The following is a 14,653-nucleotide window of genomic DNA, read 5'->3' on the forward strand; positions in this document are numbered from 1 at the left end:
TTACTCTTTACCACGCACATTGTCATCATCCTGCTGCTGAGCTGGCCGGAAAAGTCGACCAGCTATGGCTACCGTCTACGGACGGGGCGCCGCCGGGCCGGCTTCCGCCAATAATTGCCGCAGTTGCCCGTACACTACATTTCGAATCCAGTATAGCTGCAACACCATGGGTATGTGCTTTTTGCCGGGCAGCACCGTGTAGCGGGGCGTATGGCCCTGCGCTTTCAGCCGCTCCCGAAACCGCTTAGTGCTGCTACTGATGGATGGATACGTGCGGCCACCAACGAGCAGCACCATGGGCGGCGTGTTCGGGGTAATGTGGTACAGCGCCGAGGTTTGCTGCCACACGGCCGGGTTGCGCCCAAAGGGTACTAGGTATTGCTCGTCGCCGGGGTACTGCATTTTCTGCAGGTAGTCGTACATGTCCAGGCCCGCCGGGTCATCCAGCACGGCTCCTCGGACGGGGTTACGGGCCAGGCCCCACCGCCGGAACAACGCATCATTTGTAGCCAGCAACGCCGCCAGCCCGCCGCCGGCCGAGTGGCCCATCACAAACACGCGTTGGGCATCACCGCCGTACTCCTGGCAATGCGCCACCGTCCAGGCCACTGCGCGGGTGCAGTCATCGGCCATTTGGGGCACCTTCACCTGCGGAGCCAGCCGGTAGTTGATGATGACGGCTACAATACCCAGCCGGGCCAGCCGCCGCCCCACAAACGTGTACAGGTTTTTGCTGCCGCTGTTCCAGCTGCCGCCATGAATAAACACCACCACCGGGCGCAAAGCCGCTGCACGCTTCCGCGGCACATACACGTCCAGCCGGTGGCGGGTGGCACTATACGCCGTATCGGAAGCGGGCACATAGGCCACATCGGCTATGCGGCGGCTGGGCCGGGCCGCTACCAGCTGGTTCAGCCCCAAAAATAGTATACCCACGAGCAGAGCTGCCCGTCCAATCCAGAAATACCGCATGTTGTTGCTATTGATGAGCCGGGAACTGTACGCACCCGACGAGGCCCTCGGATTGGCCCGTAGCCGTTGCCTGTCGGGTTACGCAGTCTTTCTATCTTTGATAACTGGCCCCGGGCCAATTTTTTCCCTGCTTTGTTCGTTTCGCTTTCATGAAATCAGTTGTTCTGCTGGCTACCGCCGGCCTGCTCTGGGTGGCTGCTCCGGCCCAGGCGCAGCGTAAGTCTAAATCTGCGGCAGCGCCGGCCGCCACTTTCCAGCGGCTGCAGCCCCAGTTTGGGGGCCTCACGCCAGCCCAGGCCGAGCAGGCGCTTGGCCCGGCGTTTATTAGCAAGCTGGCAGGCAGTTTTGCCTCCCGGGCCGAGGCCAGCCGGTTTTTTAGCGCCAAAGGCTACGAATACCTCGCCGAAAACCAGCCCGATACGGCCGTGTACCGCTTCAACCTGGCTTGGGTGCTTGACCCCGCCAATGCCGAAGCTTACCACGGCCTGGGTATCGTCAGCAGCAACGCCGCCCCGGAGCAATCCATCAGCCTGTTGAATCAAGGACTGGCGCTGGCCCCCACCAACTCCTACCTGCTCAGCGACCTGGGCGCGAGCTACCTGATTCGGTATCAGCAAACCAAGAAGAAAAAAGACCTGACCACGGCCGCTGAGTTTTTGCAAAAAGCCACTACGCAGGATTCCACCAACGCCACCGGCTGGCAGCAGCTGGCCCGCGCCTACTACTACCAGGAGCAGTACCCGCAGGCGTGGGAGGCCATTCACAAGGGCCAGAACATCAATTTTGGCTCCATGGATTTCGACTTGGTATCCGAGTTAAAGGAAAAGCTTCCTGATCCGCAAGGCACTATCAAGTAGCGCGTTGCGAAACTCCGCCGCAACCCCGGCTGCCCGCACCCGTATGCCGGCTTCATCCACATTTTCTGTACTGCGTGACTCTCCGCTCCCTTCTGCCTGCCAGCCTTCTCCTGCTTCTAGCGGGCTACTCTGCTACCGCGCAGGACGCCGGCCCTGAACGCCGCCGCCGCCACTACGACGGCAAGGCCCGGGCCTATTACCAAGGCCCGGTCCGGTTTACGCTGGGCGGAGGCATTGGCTACTACAACGGCGACCTAACCAGCAGCCTCGGCGACCAGTTTCTGGGGCCGAGCTTCACCGGCGGCGTACAGTACCAGCTGCACCCGCACTGGCAGGTGGGCGGCGAAGCATCGTACATCCGGCTTGGGGCCAAAGATTATCTGCCGGAGCGCGGGCTGGCATTTCAGAGCCACAACCTCGCGGGTATTGCCTTTGTGCGGTGGGAGCCGCTACACGATGAAGGCGCCTATGCCGCCCCGCGCAAGCCAGCCTCCATCATTAAGCCGTACCTGAAAGTCGGGGGTGGCTGGGTACTGTATAATCCCAAAGCATTCCGGGGTACGGAACGCCCCAACGGTAACACTGATACCAATTACCTGTCGGCTGAGCGCAACGATTATTCCGCGCTGGCCCTGGTGCTACCGGTAGGGGTGGGTTTCACCGTGCGGCTCACGCCCAAACTGGGCGCTTCGCTGGAAGGCTCGTATTCCTTCACCACCACCGACCAACTGGACGACATAAGTACTGCTTCCGGCCGGTCAGCGTCCTCTATGAAAGATGGCTACGGGCAGCTGGAGCTAAAGCTCGAATACGCTCCCTGGGGCCGCCGGTAGCCTTTGCTGCTCGTGGCAGATGCTCACGCATTCTGTTTCGCTATTTACAAAACAAAAAGGGCTGCCAACCGGCAGCCCTTTTTGTTGAGGGGAGATGCGCAGGACTATTCTTTCACGAACTTCTCGTGGAAGGATTTCTGACCGTCGCTAACTGTCAGCAGGTAGATGCCCTTGGCCAGACCGGCTACGTTCAGGCGGCCGCCTTCGAAGCGGGCACCAGCTACACGGGCACCGCGCAGGTCGGTTACCGTGGCCGATACTACTCCGGCTTTGCTAGCCAGCGAGATGTTCAACTCGTCGGTAGCCGGGTTCGGGAACACCGTAATAGCTTTTTCAACCGAGTTGCTCAGCGACGAACCGCCGGCAATGCTGGCTACACCCTGCGGAGCGAAGGTACCGCCCGTGATATTCACCGTGTAGTCTTCGGTTTCGCCGTAGCTATAGCTGTTGCAGCTGGTAGTAGCCGAGGCGTCGCTCATGATGATGCGCATGCGGGTAGCACCCGATTTGGCCGTGGTGGGAACCGTAAAGGTGCCCGACAGCGTGCCGCTGCTCGACGACGAGCCCGATACTACCAACTCACCAGCATCCGTGAATACACCATTCTGGTTGTAGTCGATGTACACTTTCCAGTACTCCGTGTAAGCCGTAGAAGCGAAGCCAGCCGAGAAGCTGACGGTTTGCGACGAGCCAGCAGCTACCGAAGTGGACGAAGCCGTGCCGTTGTAGTAGCCAGCATCAGCACCCGAGGTGCGGGCAATGGAGCCCAGGCTCACGTAGTCGATCCACTCGTAGGCCACGCTAGTGCCTTTGCTGGCGCAGTACGAGGTGGTGGGCGGCGGAGTAGTACCTCCACCGTAGGCGGCGCCTACCCCAACGGCGTACCACGCGTTGGTTACGGCCTGCTCCTGCGTGGAACCAGCCCCGAACAGGTCTTTTGCAGCGTTGATGGTGGCGGTGCGAGCCGAAGCGTAAGTCGACGAAGAAGTCAGGTATACGCTTTCGGCGCGGTAGGCAATTTTAGCGGCATTGGTGATACCCAGACCAGCTACCGAGAAGCTCAAGCCTTTTTCGTTGGTGCCGGTTTTGCCCACCGAAATCAGGTAGAACCAGTAGTTAAGCACACCCGAGTTGGTGTGCACCCCGCCGTTGTCGCCGGTGCCGGTGTACCAGTAGGTGCCTTTGTAGTAGGCGGGCTGGCCCTGCGAGTTGGGGTTGCTCATGGAGCGCAGCGCGGCCTGCTGCTTGTCAATCTCCTCGCCAATCAGCCAGGTGTCTTTGGCCTTTACCCCACCCGACGTAGCGCCCAGCGTGGATACGGCGTAGTTTTCGATGGCAGCGCCCCAGATATCGGAGAAGCCTTCGTTCATGGCACCCGACTCGTTGGAATACACTAGGTTGGCGGTTTTCTCGCACACGGCGTGACCAATTTCGTGGCCGCACACGTCCAGCGAGGTCAGCGGGCGGAAGCGCGAGGCCCCGTCGCCGTAGGTCATTACCGAGCCGTTCCAGTAGGCGTTTTCGTAGCCTACACCGTCGCCGGGGGTATCGTCGAAGTGAACGTAGCTCTTGATTTTCGCACCGGCGTTGTCGTAGGAGTTACGGCCGTGCACGTTTTTCCAGTAATCGTAGGTAGCCTGAGCACCAAAGTGAGCGTCGCCGGCTACGTTATCAAAGTTGGCATTGTTGTACTCCGTCCAGCTGTTGTCGGCGTCGGTGAAATCAACGGCCGAGGTGTAGGAGTTGCCTTTTTTGCAGTTGTAGGTTTCAATACCCAGGCCGCGGGTTGCTTCGCGCAGACGGTAGGCAGTGCCGGTGTAGTCATCGGCAATAGAGCGGGTGCCGCTGTAGGCGGTGGCAAACGAGCCCGTAGCGGCCGTGTGCTTGATGATGTCGTTTTTGAGTACTACCTCGCCGGTGTGGGCATCCACGTAGATGTAGGCGCGGCTTACGGGAGCCTGGGCGTACACGTCAAACTTCCAGGCCAGCGTGGGCTTGCGGGCCTTCTGCGGGCTCTGGCTGCGCTGGTTGTTGACAATTACCAGCTCGCCCTGGGGCTTGTAGGTGGCATTGGGGTTGTTTTCCTGCTGCTTCAGGCCAGCTTCGGCCTGGGCATCCTGCCACATATAGCGCTTAGCGCCCACAAACGAGAGGGCCCGTTCCAAGGCAGCCGAGGCGTTCAGGGAAGGCGTAATGTTGAGGCCGCGCACGGTCTCAAACTGCCCGCTGATGCTTTCCACACGGCCCTGGCGGGCGTGCACGGAGTAGGTGGCGTAGTCTACCTTGATGCCTTTATAGTACTGCTGATACTTTTCGTGCACAAAACCCAGCTGGTCGGCTTCGGTTTTGGCTTGTAGCAGCTGATCGTCCGACGTGAGCTGCAACTGTTCGCGCAGCAAAGACTGCGCATTGCTCAGTTGCGCCTCCTGACCAGCCCGAAACCGGACCATGTAGGGCGTACCGTTGTCGTTTAGGTCTTTCGTCTGCACCCGGGAGTAATCCTGGGCCAGTGCCGACGAGGCTACGCCACCGAGCAGCAACAGCGTTGCCGCAGAGTATTTGTTGATCATACTGTGTGGTTGGTTGTGGGGAGTGAAATTGAATTACTTCGTTACCGGGCTTCGTTCCGGCGGCGAAGTACTTACGGCTGCCAAATTAATAATTCTTTAATACTAACAATCATATTTTAACAAAATCATTATCAATACCCCTTCACAAAGCAATTATTGTTGAAAACAAAGCCATGTATTAACAATGCTTAAAACATTTACAATGCATCCTTTTTACACAATCACGAGTTCTTTGCCCATTGCTTATATCCTGGCTGCCCTCATGGGATAGCCAAAATTTTAAACATTTCAAGATTCATCTTCATGCAGTCTTCATTTTTCGCATCGATAAACGCACGCTGGAGCCTGCGCGGACAAACGGCTGTGGTTACCGGGGCTTCAAAAGGCATTGGGGCGGCGGCGGCGGCCGAACTGCTGCAGTTTGGGGCCAGCGTGCTGGCCGTAGCGCGCACTGCCGCTGAGCTGGAGCAGCAAGTAGCTGAGTGGCAGCAACAAGGGCTGGATGCCTACGCCCTGGCCGCTGATGTGAGCACCACTGAGGGACGGGTGCAGGTGCTGGATACCGCCCGGCAACGCTGGCCCCAACTGCACATCCTCGTCAACAACGTGGGCACCAACATTCGCAAGCCAACTGTGAGTTACGCCTTGCCTGAGTACCAGCAGCTGCTGGCTACTAATCTGGAATCTGCGTGGGAGCTGAGCCGGGGGCTGCAGCCATTACTGGCGGCTTCCGGGGCGGGCAGCATCGTCAATATTTCGTCGGTGGCGGGCCTGACGCACGTGCGCACCGGCTCCATTTACGGCATGACGAAGGCGGCGCTGGTGCAGCTCACGCGCAACCTGGCTGTGGAGTGGGCCGGGCAGAATATTCGGGTGAACTGCGTGGCGCCCTGGTATATTCGCACGCCGTTGGCTGCCGGCGTGTTGCAGAACGAAGCCTATTTGCAGGAGGTACTGAGCCGCACGCCGGCTGGCCGCATCGGAGAGCCGGAAGAAGTAGCGGCGGCCGTGGCTTTCCTGTGTCTGCCCGCCGCAGCGTACATCACCGGCCAAACGCTGGCCGTGGACGGCGGCTTCACAGTGAATGGGTTTTAAGTTGAGAAGTTTGTAAGTTGAGAGGTTAGAAAGTTGACGTCCATCCTTTGCTTAAGCAGGCTGGTATCAACTTTCTAACTTCTTAACCTAAAAACTCTTCACCATTTCCCGTAGGGCGGCTTCGTAACGGGGCAGGGCCTGAGAGTCGGAAGCTAGGTAGAGGAAGGGCTCGATGAGCTCCAGTTCCATCAGGAGCAACTCGCCGTTTTGGTCAATTCCATCTACGCGGGCATACAGGCAGCCTTTGGCGAAACGCTGCACAATGTCGTCGGCGGCGCGGCGCAGGTGGGCGGGCGCCGACCGGGGCTCAATACCACCACCCAGGTAATGCTGCACCCGGAAGTCGCCGGCCTTGGGAGTTTTCAGCACGCAATGGCTGAACTGCCCACCGTAGTAGAGCAACGACCACTCACCTTCTTCCTGGATACGGGGCAGGAAGGGCTGGGCCAGAAAGTCTTCGTGCTGGAGAAGCTCCGTGAGTTGGGGCTGGCGCACGGCCGTTTCCTGTTGGGTAAGCACAAAGGTGTTCTTAGCGCCACCGCTCACGGCCGGCTTGATTACTAGTTTTTCCTGGTTCATCTCGCGTAGCAGGTCGGCGGCATCTACGGCCTCGCCGCGGGGCAGCAGGCGGGTGGGCACAATGCGCACCCCGGCCTGCTCCATTTCCAGCAGGTACTTTTTATCGGCGTTCCAACGGATGGTGGCGGCGGGGTTGAGCATACGCACGCCCAGCTGCTGCATGCGGTCCAGCCACTCGTAAAACTCCGCTACCCGGTCGAAATAATCCCAGGGAGATTTCACAACCACCACATCGTAGCGCAGCCAGTCCACAGCCGGATTGCTCCAGATGCGGGGCTCCACCGTATGGCCCTGCTCGCGCAGGTAGCGGGTTAGCAGGCTGTCCTCATCATCGACGTTGGGAGCCGCGTACTGGGCCAGGCTTTCGCAGGTAACGAGGGCAATATTCATCACTGATTTAAACGAATTCGTTGGGTTACGCCAGCATGGGCGCGGGTGGCGCCGGCTTGTCCGGCGGGGTACTAGACGACAAAGCGCCGCTCAGGTTGCGCCCGGCAGTTTACGGCACCACCCAGCACGGTCAATTCCTGAACTCGCGCCCAAATCGGTATATTCCCATCAACCGACCTAACCCGTCAGCTTACTTTTTAGCGGCGGCCAGGTAATCGGTGGCTAGCGTTACTAGGGTGCGCACGCCCAGCGTGAGGCCACTTTCATCCACGAAGAAGCCAGCCGTGTGGTGCGGGGCAGTATCGGCGGGGTTCTTGCCCTTGGGCATACCTCCCACGAACACGAATACACCGGGCACTTTTTCCTGGTAGAAGGCGAAATCCTCGGCCCCGGTCACGGCTTTTTGCACGCTTACGTTGGCGGCCCCGGCGGCCCGGTTGAGGCTGGGCACCATCTGGGCGGTCAGGCGCGGGTCGTTGTAGGTAACGGGGGCGTAGTTCACAATATCCACCTCGGCCGTGGCCCCGGCGCTTTCGGCAATGTTGGTAGCGGTGCGGCGCACGGCGGCCCACACTTTCTGCTGCATTTCCTTGTTGAGGCAGCGAATGGTACCCGTTAGCTCCACTTGCTCCGGGATGATGTTATTGCGCACTCCGCCGTGCACCATGCCCACGGTAAGCACAACGGCATCCTCCGTCAGCTCTGACTGCCGGCTGACGATGGTTTGCAGCCCCAGAATAATCTGGGCGGCGGTTACCACCGGGTCCACGGCCAACCAGGGGTAAGCCCCGTGCGCCGATTTACCCTTCACTTTGATGTTGAATACATCGGACGACGCCATTTCGCCGCCGGGCCGGTAGCTGAGCTTGCCTACTTCCGTTTGGGCCTGAATGTGCAGCCCGAAGATGGCATCCACCTTGGGGTTTTGCAGTACGCCTTCTTTCACCATCAGTCGGGCCCCGCCTTCCTGGCCGGGCAGGGAGCCTTCCTCGGCGGGCTGGAAGATGAACTTGACGGTACCGGCTAAGTCCTGCCGCATCTGCACCAGCACTTCGGCCGCGCCCAGCAGCATGGCCACGTGGGTATCGTGGCCGCAGGCGTGCATCACGCCCACCTCCTGGCCGTTGTACTGCGCGCGTACTTTGGAGGCAAAAGGTAGGGCATTGCTTTCCGTTACGGGCAGGCCATCCATATCGGCGCGCAGGGCCACCACGGGGCCGGGCTTGCCGCCTTTCAGCAGGGCTACCACGCCGGTACGGGCCACGCCGGTTTGCACTTCCAGGCCCAGCTTGCGCAGGTGCTCGGCCACCAAGGTAGCCGTGCGGGTTTCTTGGTTGCCCAGCTCGGGGTGCTCGTGAATGTCGCGCCGCCACGCCAGCACCTTGGCTTCCTGCTGCTGCGAGAGTTTGGCAATGCGCTCCGTAGAGGCAGTATTCTGGGCAAAGCCCGGGGCGGAAATGCCGGCCATCAGGGCCAAGGCTGCGAGGTAGCGGTTAATCATTGGAAACAGGTCAAGAAGACAAAGCTGGGCCAGCCGGTACCGGCCCCAAAGCGCCAATGTACATCCGCCACCGCCGGAAAAGAAACCAGTTCAGCCACCATCTGCCTAGCCGTTAGGCTCCGCCTACCCTCCTACCTAGTTTTCGGGTGCTACTTTGCATCACTATGCGCTTGCCCACTACGCCCTCCATTGATGCAGCTACCAGCTGGCCTGCTGCCTGGCAGCAACCGGGGTTTCGGGGGCGGCTGGGCGCGGTACTGGCGCTGCTGCTGCTGCTGGCTAGCCAGTTGCCGCGCTATTTTGCCTGGGTGCAGGCCCGCCCAGCCCGCCAACTGCGCGACCCGCTGCTAGCCGCATTGCCGGCGCACGATGTATCAGGGGCGGCTTTTGCCGTAATTTATCTGGGTATTGGGTTGGGCGTAGTCACACTACTAACCCGGCCTTATCGACTGCTGCGGGCTTTGTGGGCTTATCTGCTGCTGCATCTGCTGCGGTGCGCTACGCTCTGGCTGCTGCCGCTGGAGCCACCCGCGGGCCTGGTGCTGCTCCGTGACCCACTCGTTGACCAGTTCATCTACGCCACGCCGGCCCCCATCACCAAGGACTTATTCTTCTCCGGCCACACGGCTACGCTGTTCCTGCTGGCGCTGGCCGTACCTGCGGGCTGGCGGCGGTGGGGGCTGCTGGCGGGCACATTTCTGATTGGGTTGCTGGTACTCGTACAGCATGCTCATTACACCTACGACGTGCTAGCGGCCCCGCTATTTACGTGGCTGGCGTGGTGGATCGGCGGTAAAGTGATGAAGGAATGAGAGCGTGCAAGATTCCCCGGCATCGGCGCTGCCTCTGCTTGGAATGACGTGCTGTTTACTCATCCTCGTATCACTTCAAATGCTTCTCGTAGATACCCGCGGCAATGCGCTCCGTCAGGCTTTTGGGAACCACGCTGGTAAGCGCCGCCGACACCTTGTTGAGCGCTCCGGGAACTACCTCGGCTTCGCCCGCCAGCAATGCGCTGACACCGGCCCGCGCCACTTGCTCGGGCGTCATGGCTACTTTGTTGGAAGTGGCCTGCAGGGCCTCGTTCATGCCGGCCCGGCCGGCAAAATCAGTGCTGGTAGCGCCGGGGCTAAGGCACGTTACCGATACAGTAGTGTCGCGCAACTCGTAGCGCAGGCCCCGGCTGAAGCTGAGCAGAAACGCCTTGCTGGCCGCGTACAGCGTGAGCGTAGGCACGGCTTGGTAGGCGGCGGTACTGGCCACGTTCAGGATGTAGGCTTTGGGCTGGCGGCGCAGCACGGGCAGCAGAGCATGGGTGAGGGCTACCGGCAACTGCATGTTCAGCTGGAGCATGTTCTGCTGCTCGGCCAGACTCAGCTCTTCAAACTTTCCCCACAAGCCGTAGCCAGCATTGTTCACCAGTACCGCCAGCTCCGTGGTCTGCGCTTGAGCCCAGGCGGCCAGCTGCTCTGCTGCGCCGGGGGCAGCCAAGTCCAGCGGCAGCTTGTGCGCCTGCCGGCCCAGCTGCTGCACCTCGGTAGCTACCTGCGCCAGTTGGTCTACGGAGCGGGCCGTGAGGAGCACATCATATCCAAGCCGGGCCAGTTCCAGGGCCATAGCCCGCCCAATGCCGCGCGAGGCGCCGGTAATCAGTGCTGTTTTCACAGTTGGTTTTTCGTTGTTGTTTTTTTGTTTTTCGCACTGGGTTACGTCGTACTGTTCAATGGTGCGGTTTTCAGCGCACCCGTGGCCGAAAAACGAGAAACCAACAACAAAGAACGAGTCACTATTTAACTAGGTGCAAAAACCGTAGGTAGAACGGCGTGGGGCTGTTTTCGTGCTTGGGCTCGTACTTGCCGGCAATGATGGGCACGTACATCACGCGGCGGCGCGAGGCCTCCCCCACCAGCGGCGACTGGGCCACGCGGTGCCACATGCGGCCGTCGTGCACGGTCAGGTCGCCGGGCTCGGTTTCCACGGCTATTTCGTGCTCATCAGGGCCTACGTCTTTGTAGTATTTCTTACGGAACAGGATGTCGCGTAGGCCTTGGCGGTGGGTACCAGGTATGACGCGCAGGCCGCCGTTGGTGGCCGGCGTTCCGTCGAGGTGCAGGCCCACATTCAGCATCGGCCCGATTTTCTTGCCGTAGAACACGTCCCGCAGCGAGTCGGTGTGCCAGCCCATCTGCGAGAACTCCGAGCCCGGTACGTTCACGTAGTGGTTGATGACGAGGCCGTCTTTCTCGTTCTCCCCTACCCGGCCACCGGGGGCCTCCAGCAGCGGAAACAGCGCCCGGAACCGGGGGTCCTGCAGAAACTCGTGCAGCACGGGGCTGTGGTGGGAGGCAAAGGCGAACCGCTGCACAATGGGTGAGCCGTCTACGTCCTTGCCGTATTTAATCGGCACGCCATTCACCTTTTTCACGTCGTTGGCTAGCCACTGGCGCTGCACGTCTTCAGAAGCGCGTAGCAAGGTCCGGACGGTTTCGGGCGAGATAAATTGGCGGAAGTGAAGAAAGCCGTGCTGTTGAAAAAAACCCAGCTGCTCAGGCGTCAGGGTTTCGCCGAGGGTAAAGCGCGGATAGGTTGGTTGTGATGACATAAGTAGAGGCGGGTTAGCAACACGCCCGGTCAGGCAGGGGCAAAGATAGTACGCAGAGGCGGGTACCAGGCAGAAACCACTGCGTTACTACCTGATAGTTTCGGGCCGCAAGGTGCGCGCCTCCCCGTGAAGAACGAGTGAATGAACCGACCAACGCGCAATAGGTTTGCGCCACAATTACGTATCTTAGCCGGTATTGCCGCTGCCCCTTCAACCACCGTTCCGCATGAAACGACGTCTGCTACCCTGGCTGCTCCTGCTCTGCGTGGGTACGGCTTTCGTGGCACAAGCGCAAACTGCCGCTACCCGCCTCGTGCCCTTCCGGCAAGGCCAGCGCTGGGGCTACGCCGACCGGAGCCGCCGCCTGATACTGCCGCCCCGCTACGATGAAGCCGGGCCGTTCTGGGAGGAACTGGCCTGGGTGCGGCAAGGCACGCTGTATGGGTATATCGACGGGGGCGGCAACCCCGTCACGGCCATTCAGTACAGCCGGGCCAGCAACTTCCGGCAGGGCCGGGCTACCGTGGAGCTCAATGGTGAAACCTTTGATATCGGGCCCAGCGGCCACCGCCTCACTGAGCCCGCCCCGGTTGAGCGCGAAGAGGAACCCCTGGAACAAGGCGACGCGGTGCGTAAAGATGGCAAAGTAGGGTTCCGCTTCACCGTAGGCACGGCCTCGGTACCGGCCATTTACGACGAAATCCGGGACAACTACAACGGCCTGCTGTTTGTGCGCCAAGCCAATAAGTGGGGCGTGCTCAACAGCAAAGGCCAGCCCGTGCAGCCCGTGCAGTATGATGCCATTCGCCTCACCGGCAACCTCGCTTACCCCATAGTGCAGGTGAACGGACTCTTTGGCTACCTCGATACTGCGGGCAACCGCCTCACGGAAGTGCGCTACCGCCAGGCCGAGCCCTTCGAGCAAGAGGTGGCCCGCGTACAGGCCCCCGACGGCCAGTTTGGCTACATAGATAGCCACGGCCGGGAATTCTGGGATGCTACCCCGGCCGGCGGGCAGTAAACGGGTTACAGCCTATCTGCCATGGCCCTACCAACCACAAGCACAAATGAAACCGCTGCTTTCTACTGTCATTTGCTTTGTGGCACATTTCAGTCACACTGCCATAGCTCAGACAAAGCCAGTTGACCACGTTGCGCCTGACACAGCTACTATTACCTCCGAGGTGTACTGGACAATTGGTAAAGGTGCACCGGTTACGATTTGCGAGGTGATGCCTGTGTATATCAAGCGCAGTAAGCAGGACAGCCTGTAACGTTTTATTCAAGAGCATTTGGAATGGCCAGCTATAACAGGTCCACTAAATGTCAATGGCTGGGTATTCGTGTCGTTCGTTGTAGATACAGATGGGCAGGTATACCAAGCACAAGTGCGGAAAGGAATACATCCTTTATTTGGTGCAGAGGCGTTGCGCATAGTAAAGTTGTTGAATGGTCGTTTTTCACTAGCCATTTGCGGCGGCGTGGCTCGTGCGCACGAGATGGTGGCGCCCGTTTCCTTCTTTCGGAACTCAGTCAGCCACTGAAACTCAGCTGTTATTTATCATTCCCCGAAAACCTTTCTATTTTCCCCACCCGTAGAATCCTAACCCAACCTCTCCCACCGTATGATTTTTACGCCCAGCCCCATGCTGCTTAAGCTGCTGTACACCCGCGGCAGCCTCCGCAATACGCCCGAGGGCGTAGCCTTCAGCATCAAAAACCGCCTCGATACCGTGCGTATCACCCGCGTGGAGGCGGTGGTGCTGGATGGTAAGCGCATTGGGGTGGAGCAGATTGCCCTCGACTTGGGCGCAGGCGACGTACGACCAGCCACCATGTTCAATGCCGATGCGGCCGGCTTCACGCTGCCGGTGGGCCAGTCGGCCACGTTCCATTTGCATACCGAGCCACTCAAAGAAGGTTTGCACACGGTGCAGGTGCAGTTCTCGGCCGACCCGTTCGGCGACTTGTCGGTAGAGGTGGAGGATTCCATTACCAACCTACCTACACAGGGCAACAAGATTCCGCGTTCCGAGGAAGACGATTACTCCGACGACGCCATCCGGGCCCGGCAGCAGTTTGCCGAGGAGTTTTCGGGTCAGCAGTTTCAGCACCTCAAAAACTACTCCTTTGATGCCCACGACCTGCAGGGAAACTGTGAGCATTTCACCGGCGTGGCCCAGATTCCGGTGGGCCTGGCCGGCCCGCTGCACGTAAACGGCGAGCATGCCCAGGGCGACTTCCTGATTCCGCTGGCCACCACCGAGGGCACCCTGGTAGCCAGCTACAACCGGGGCATTCAACTCCTCAACCTGTGCGGGGGTGTGAAGTGCACTGTCATCGGCGACGCTATGCAACGTGCCCCGGTGTTTGTGTTTGATGATGCCCGCGGGGCCCGGGACTTTGGCAAGTGGGTAGAAGAGGAAATTGACAAGATTCGGCCCGAGGCGGAAAGCACTTCCCGCGTGGCCAAGCTGCAGTACATTGATACCTACCTAGCTAACAAGTTCGCCTACCTGCGCTTCAACTTCAGCACCGGCGACGCAGCCGGCCAGAACATGGTAGGCCGGGCCACCTTTGCGGCCTGCTCCTGGATTCTGGAAAACTACAAGGGTGCACCCATTCGCCACTTCTACCTCGAGAGCAACTTCGCCACCGACAAGAAAGCCTCCCAAATCAACGTGATGCGCACCCGGGGCAAGCGCGTGGTGGCCGAAGCCATTATCAAGCGCGACATTCTGCAGCAGCGCATGCGCGTAACGCCCGAGCAGCTGGCCTACCACGGGCAGGTCAGCAACGTGGGTGCGTTCATCTCGGGGGCCAACAACAACGGCGCGCACTCGGCCAACGGTATCACGGCCATGTTCATTGCCACCGGTCAGGATGTAGCCAACGTCTCAGAATCATCGGCTGGCGTGCTCTACTCCGAAATCACGCCTGAGGGCGACCTGTACATCAGCATCACCATTCCGTCGCTGATTGTGGCTACCCACGGCGGCGGCACCGGCTTGGCCACCCAGAATGAGTTTCTGCGGCTGCTAGGCTGCGTGGGCCGCGGCACCGTCAACAAATTCGCCGAAATAGTGGCTGGCGTAGTGCTGGCCGGCGAGCTAAGCTTAGGTGCCGCCATCAGCAGCTCCGACTGGGTCAGCAGCCACGAGCAATACGGTCGCAACCGGTAGGAACTGTCATTGCGAGCGGAGCGAAGCAATCGGCCTCAATAAGGCATGAAGCCTGGAAAAACTGAAAAGCCC

At 60.0% G+C, this 14,653-nt stretch carries 13 protein-coding genes; 7 read left to right on the plus strand and 6 right to left on the minus strand.

All coding sequences use genetic code 11. The features are described from left to right. Nucleotides 1–75: 75 nt before the first annotated feature. Nucleotides 76–936 (minus strand): alpha/beta hydrolase, encoded by an 861-nt coding sequence (locus LF252_RS21470; protein ID WP_226271649.1) that lies wholly within the window; start codon nt 934–936, stop codon nt 76–78. A gap of 185 nt (nt 937–1,121) precedes the next feature. Here LF252_RS21470 and LF252_RS21475 point away from each other — a divergent pair, with 185 nt between their 5' ends. Both LF252_RS21475 and LF252_RS21480 read left to right on the plus strand, forming a co-directional pair. After that, nucleotides 1,122–1,829 (plus strand): tetratricopeptide repeat protein, encoded by a 708-nt coding sequence (locus tag LF252_RS21475; RefSeq protein WP_226271650.1) that lies wholly within the window; start codon nt 1,122–1,124, stop codon nt 1,827–1,829. A 74-nt stretch (nt 1,830–1,903) separates the two neighbouring features. Further along, nucleotides 1,904–2,662: an outer membrane protein gene (locus LF252_RS21480; RefSeq protein ID WP_226271651.1), complete on the plus strand. Its 759-nt coding sequence runs from the start codon at nt 1,904–1,906 to the stop codon at nt 2,660–2,662. A 104-nt stretch (nt 2,663–2,766) separates the two neighbouring features. Here LF252_RS21480 and LF252_RS21485 read toward each other — a convergent pair whose 3' ends face one another. Next, nucleotides 2,767–5,232, minus strand: a complete 2,466-nt coding sequence (locus LF252_RS21485) for a M4 family metallopeptidase (protein WP_226271652.1) — start codon at nt 5,230–5,232, stop codon at nt 2,767–2,769. Nucleotides 5,233–5,535: 303 nt separating this feature from the next. On the opposite strand from LF252_RS21485, the gene LF252_RS21490 reads away from it, so the two are divergent. After that, nucleotides 5,536–6,327 carry an SDR family oxidoreductase gene (locus tag LF252_RS21490; RefSeq protein WP_226271653.1) on the plus strand — a complete coding sequence of 264 codons (792 nt, stop codon included), beginning with the start codon at nt 5,536–5,538 and terminating at the stop codon, nt 6,325–6,327. A gap of 87 nt (nt 6,328–6,414) precedes the next feature. Here LF252_RS21490 and LF252_RS21495 read toward each other — a convergent pair whose 3' ends face one another. Then, a complete protein-coding gene (locus LF252_RS21495) occupies nt 6,415–7,296 on the minus strand; it encodes an ATP-grasp domain-containing protein (RefSeq protein WP_226271654.1) in 882 nt (293 codons plus the stop codon). Between the two features lie 190 nt (nt 7,297–7,486). Beyond that, nucleotides 7,487–8,797: an amidohydrolase gene (locus tag LF252_RS21500; RefSeq protein WP_226271655.1), complete on the minus strand. Its 1,311-nt coding sequence runs from the start codon at nt 8,795–8,797 to the stop codon at nt 7,487–7,489. Nucleotides 8,798–8,961: 164 nt separating this feature from the next. Here LF252_RS21500 and LF252_RS21505 point away from each other — a divergent pair, with 164 nt between their 5' ends. Next, nucleotides 8,962–9,609 carry a sphingomyelin synthase family protein gene (locus LF252_RS21505; protein ID WP_226271656.1) on the plus strand — a complete coding sequence of 216 codons (648 nt, stop codon included), beginning with the start codon at nt 8,962–8,964 and terminating at the stop codon, nt 9,607–9,609. A 70-nt stretch (nt 9,610–9,679) separates the two neighbouring features. Here LF252_RS21505 and LF252_RS21510 read toward each other — a convergent pair whose 3' ends face one another. Together LF252_RS21510 and LF252_RS21515 are read right to left on the minus strand one after the other, a co-directional pair. Further along, entirely contained in the window at nt 9,680–10,462 is a 783-nt protein-coding gene (locus LF252_RS21510; RefSeq protein WP_226271657.1) for an SDR family NAD(P)-dependent oxidoreductase, read from the minus strand. A gap of 121 nt (nt 10,463–10,583) precedes the next feature. After that, nucleotides 10,584–11,399 carry a phytanoyl-CoA dioxygenase family protein gene (locus tag LF252_RS21515; protein WP_226271658.1) on the minus strand — a complete coding sequence of 272 codons (816 nt, stop codon included), beginning with the start codon at nt 11,397–11,399 and terminating at the stop codon, nt 10,584–10,586. Between the two features lie 226 nt (nt 11,400–11,625). Between LF252_RS21515 and LF252_RS21520 the strand changes: the two genes are divergently transcribed. The 3 genes from LF252_RS21520 to LF252_RS21530 all read left to right on the plus strand — a co-directional run bounded on the left by LF252_RS21520 (nt 11,626) and on the right by LF252_RS21530 (nt 14,581). Beyond that, the gene (locus LF252_RS21520) at nt 11,626–12,420 is read left to right on the plus strand and encodes a WG repeat-containing protein (RefSeq protein ID WP_226271659.1); all 795 of its coding nucleotides are present in this window, start codon (nt 11,626–11,628) and stop codon (nt 12,418–12,420) included. A gap of 271 nt (nt 12,421–12,691) precedes the next feature. Next, nucleotides 12,692–12,943 carry an energy transducer TonB gene (locus LF252_RS23195; RefSeq protein ID WP_226271660.1) on the plus strand — a complete coding sequence of 84 codons (252 nt, stop codon included), beginning with the start codon at nt 12,692–12,694 and terminating at the stop codon, nt 12,941–12,943. Nucleotides 12,944–13,024: 81 nt separating this feature from the next. Further along, nucleotides 13,025–14,581 carry a hydroxymethylglutaryl-CoA reductase gene (locus LF252_RS21530; protein ID WP_226271661.1) on the plus strand — a complete coding sequence of 519 codons (1,557 nt, stop codon included), beginning with the start codon at nt 13,025–13,027 and terminating at the stop codon, nt 14,579–14,581. Nucleotides 14,582–14,653: the final 72 nt, after the last annotated feature.

Source organism: Hymenobacter pini (genome assembly GCF_020421205.1).
In the GTDB taxonomy this organism is placed as follows: Bacteria; Bacteroidota; Bacteroidia; order Cytophagales; family Hymenobacteraceae; genus Hymenobacter; species Hymenobacter pini.

What these genes read in the sequence shown, in the direction of transcription:
- LF252_RS21490 (WP_226271653.1), top strand. Translation starts at nt 5,536, where the DNA reads ATGCAGTCTTCATTTTTCGCATCGATAAACGCACGCTGGAGCCTGCGC.
- LF252_RS21475 (WP_226271650.1), top strand. Translation starts at nt 1,122, where the DNA reads ATGAAATCAGTTGTTCTGCTGGCTACCGCCGGCCTGCTCTGGGTGGCT.
- LF252_RS21505 (WP_226271656.1), top strand. Translation starts at nt 8,962, where the DNA reads ATGCGCTTGCCCACTACGCCCTCCATTGATGCAGCTACCAGCTGGCCT.
- LF252_RS21520 (WP_226271659.1), top strand. Translation starts at nt 11,626, where the DNA reads ATGAAACGACGTCTGCTACCCTGGCTGCTCCTGCTCTGCGTGGGTACG.
- LF252_RS21500 (WP_226271655.1), bottom strand. Translation starts at nt 8,797, where the DNA reads ATGATTAACCGCTACCTCGCAGCCTTGGCCCTGATGGCCGGCATTTCC.
- LF252_RS21515 (WP_226271658.1), bottom strand. Translation starts at nt 11,399, where the DNA reads ATGTCATCACAACCAACCTATCCGCGCTTTACCCTCGGCGAAACCCTG.
- LF252_RS21530 (WP_226271661.1), top strand. Translation starts at nt 13,025, where the DNA reads ATGATTTTTACGCCCAGCCCCATGCTGCTTAAGCTGCTGTACACCCGC.
- LF252_RS21485 (WP_226271652.1), bottom strand. Translation starts at nt 5,232, where the DNA reads ATGATCAACAAATACTCTGCGGCAACGCTGTTGCTGCTCGGTGGCGTA.
- LF252_RS21495 (WP_226271654.1), bottom strand. Translation starts at nt 7,296, where the DNA reads ATGAATATTGCCCTCGTTACCTGCGAAAGCCTGGCCCAGTACGCGGCT.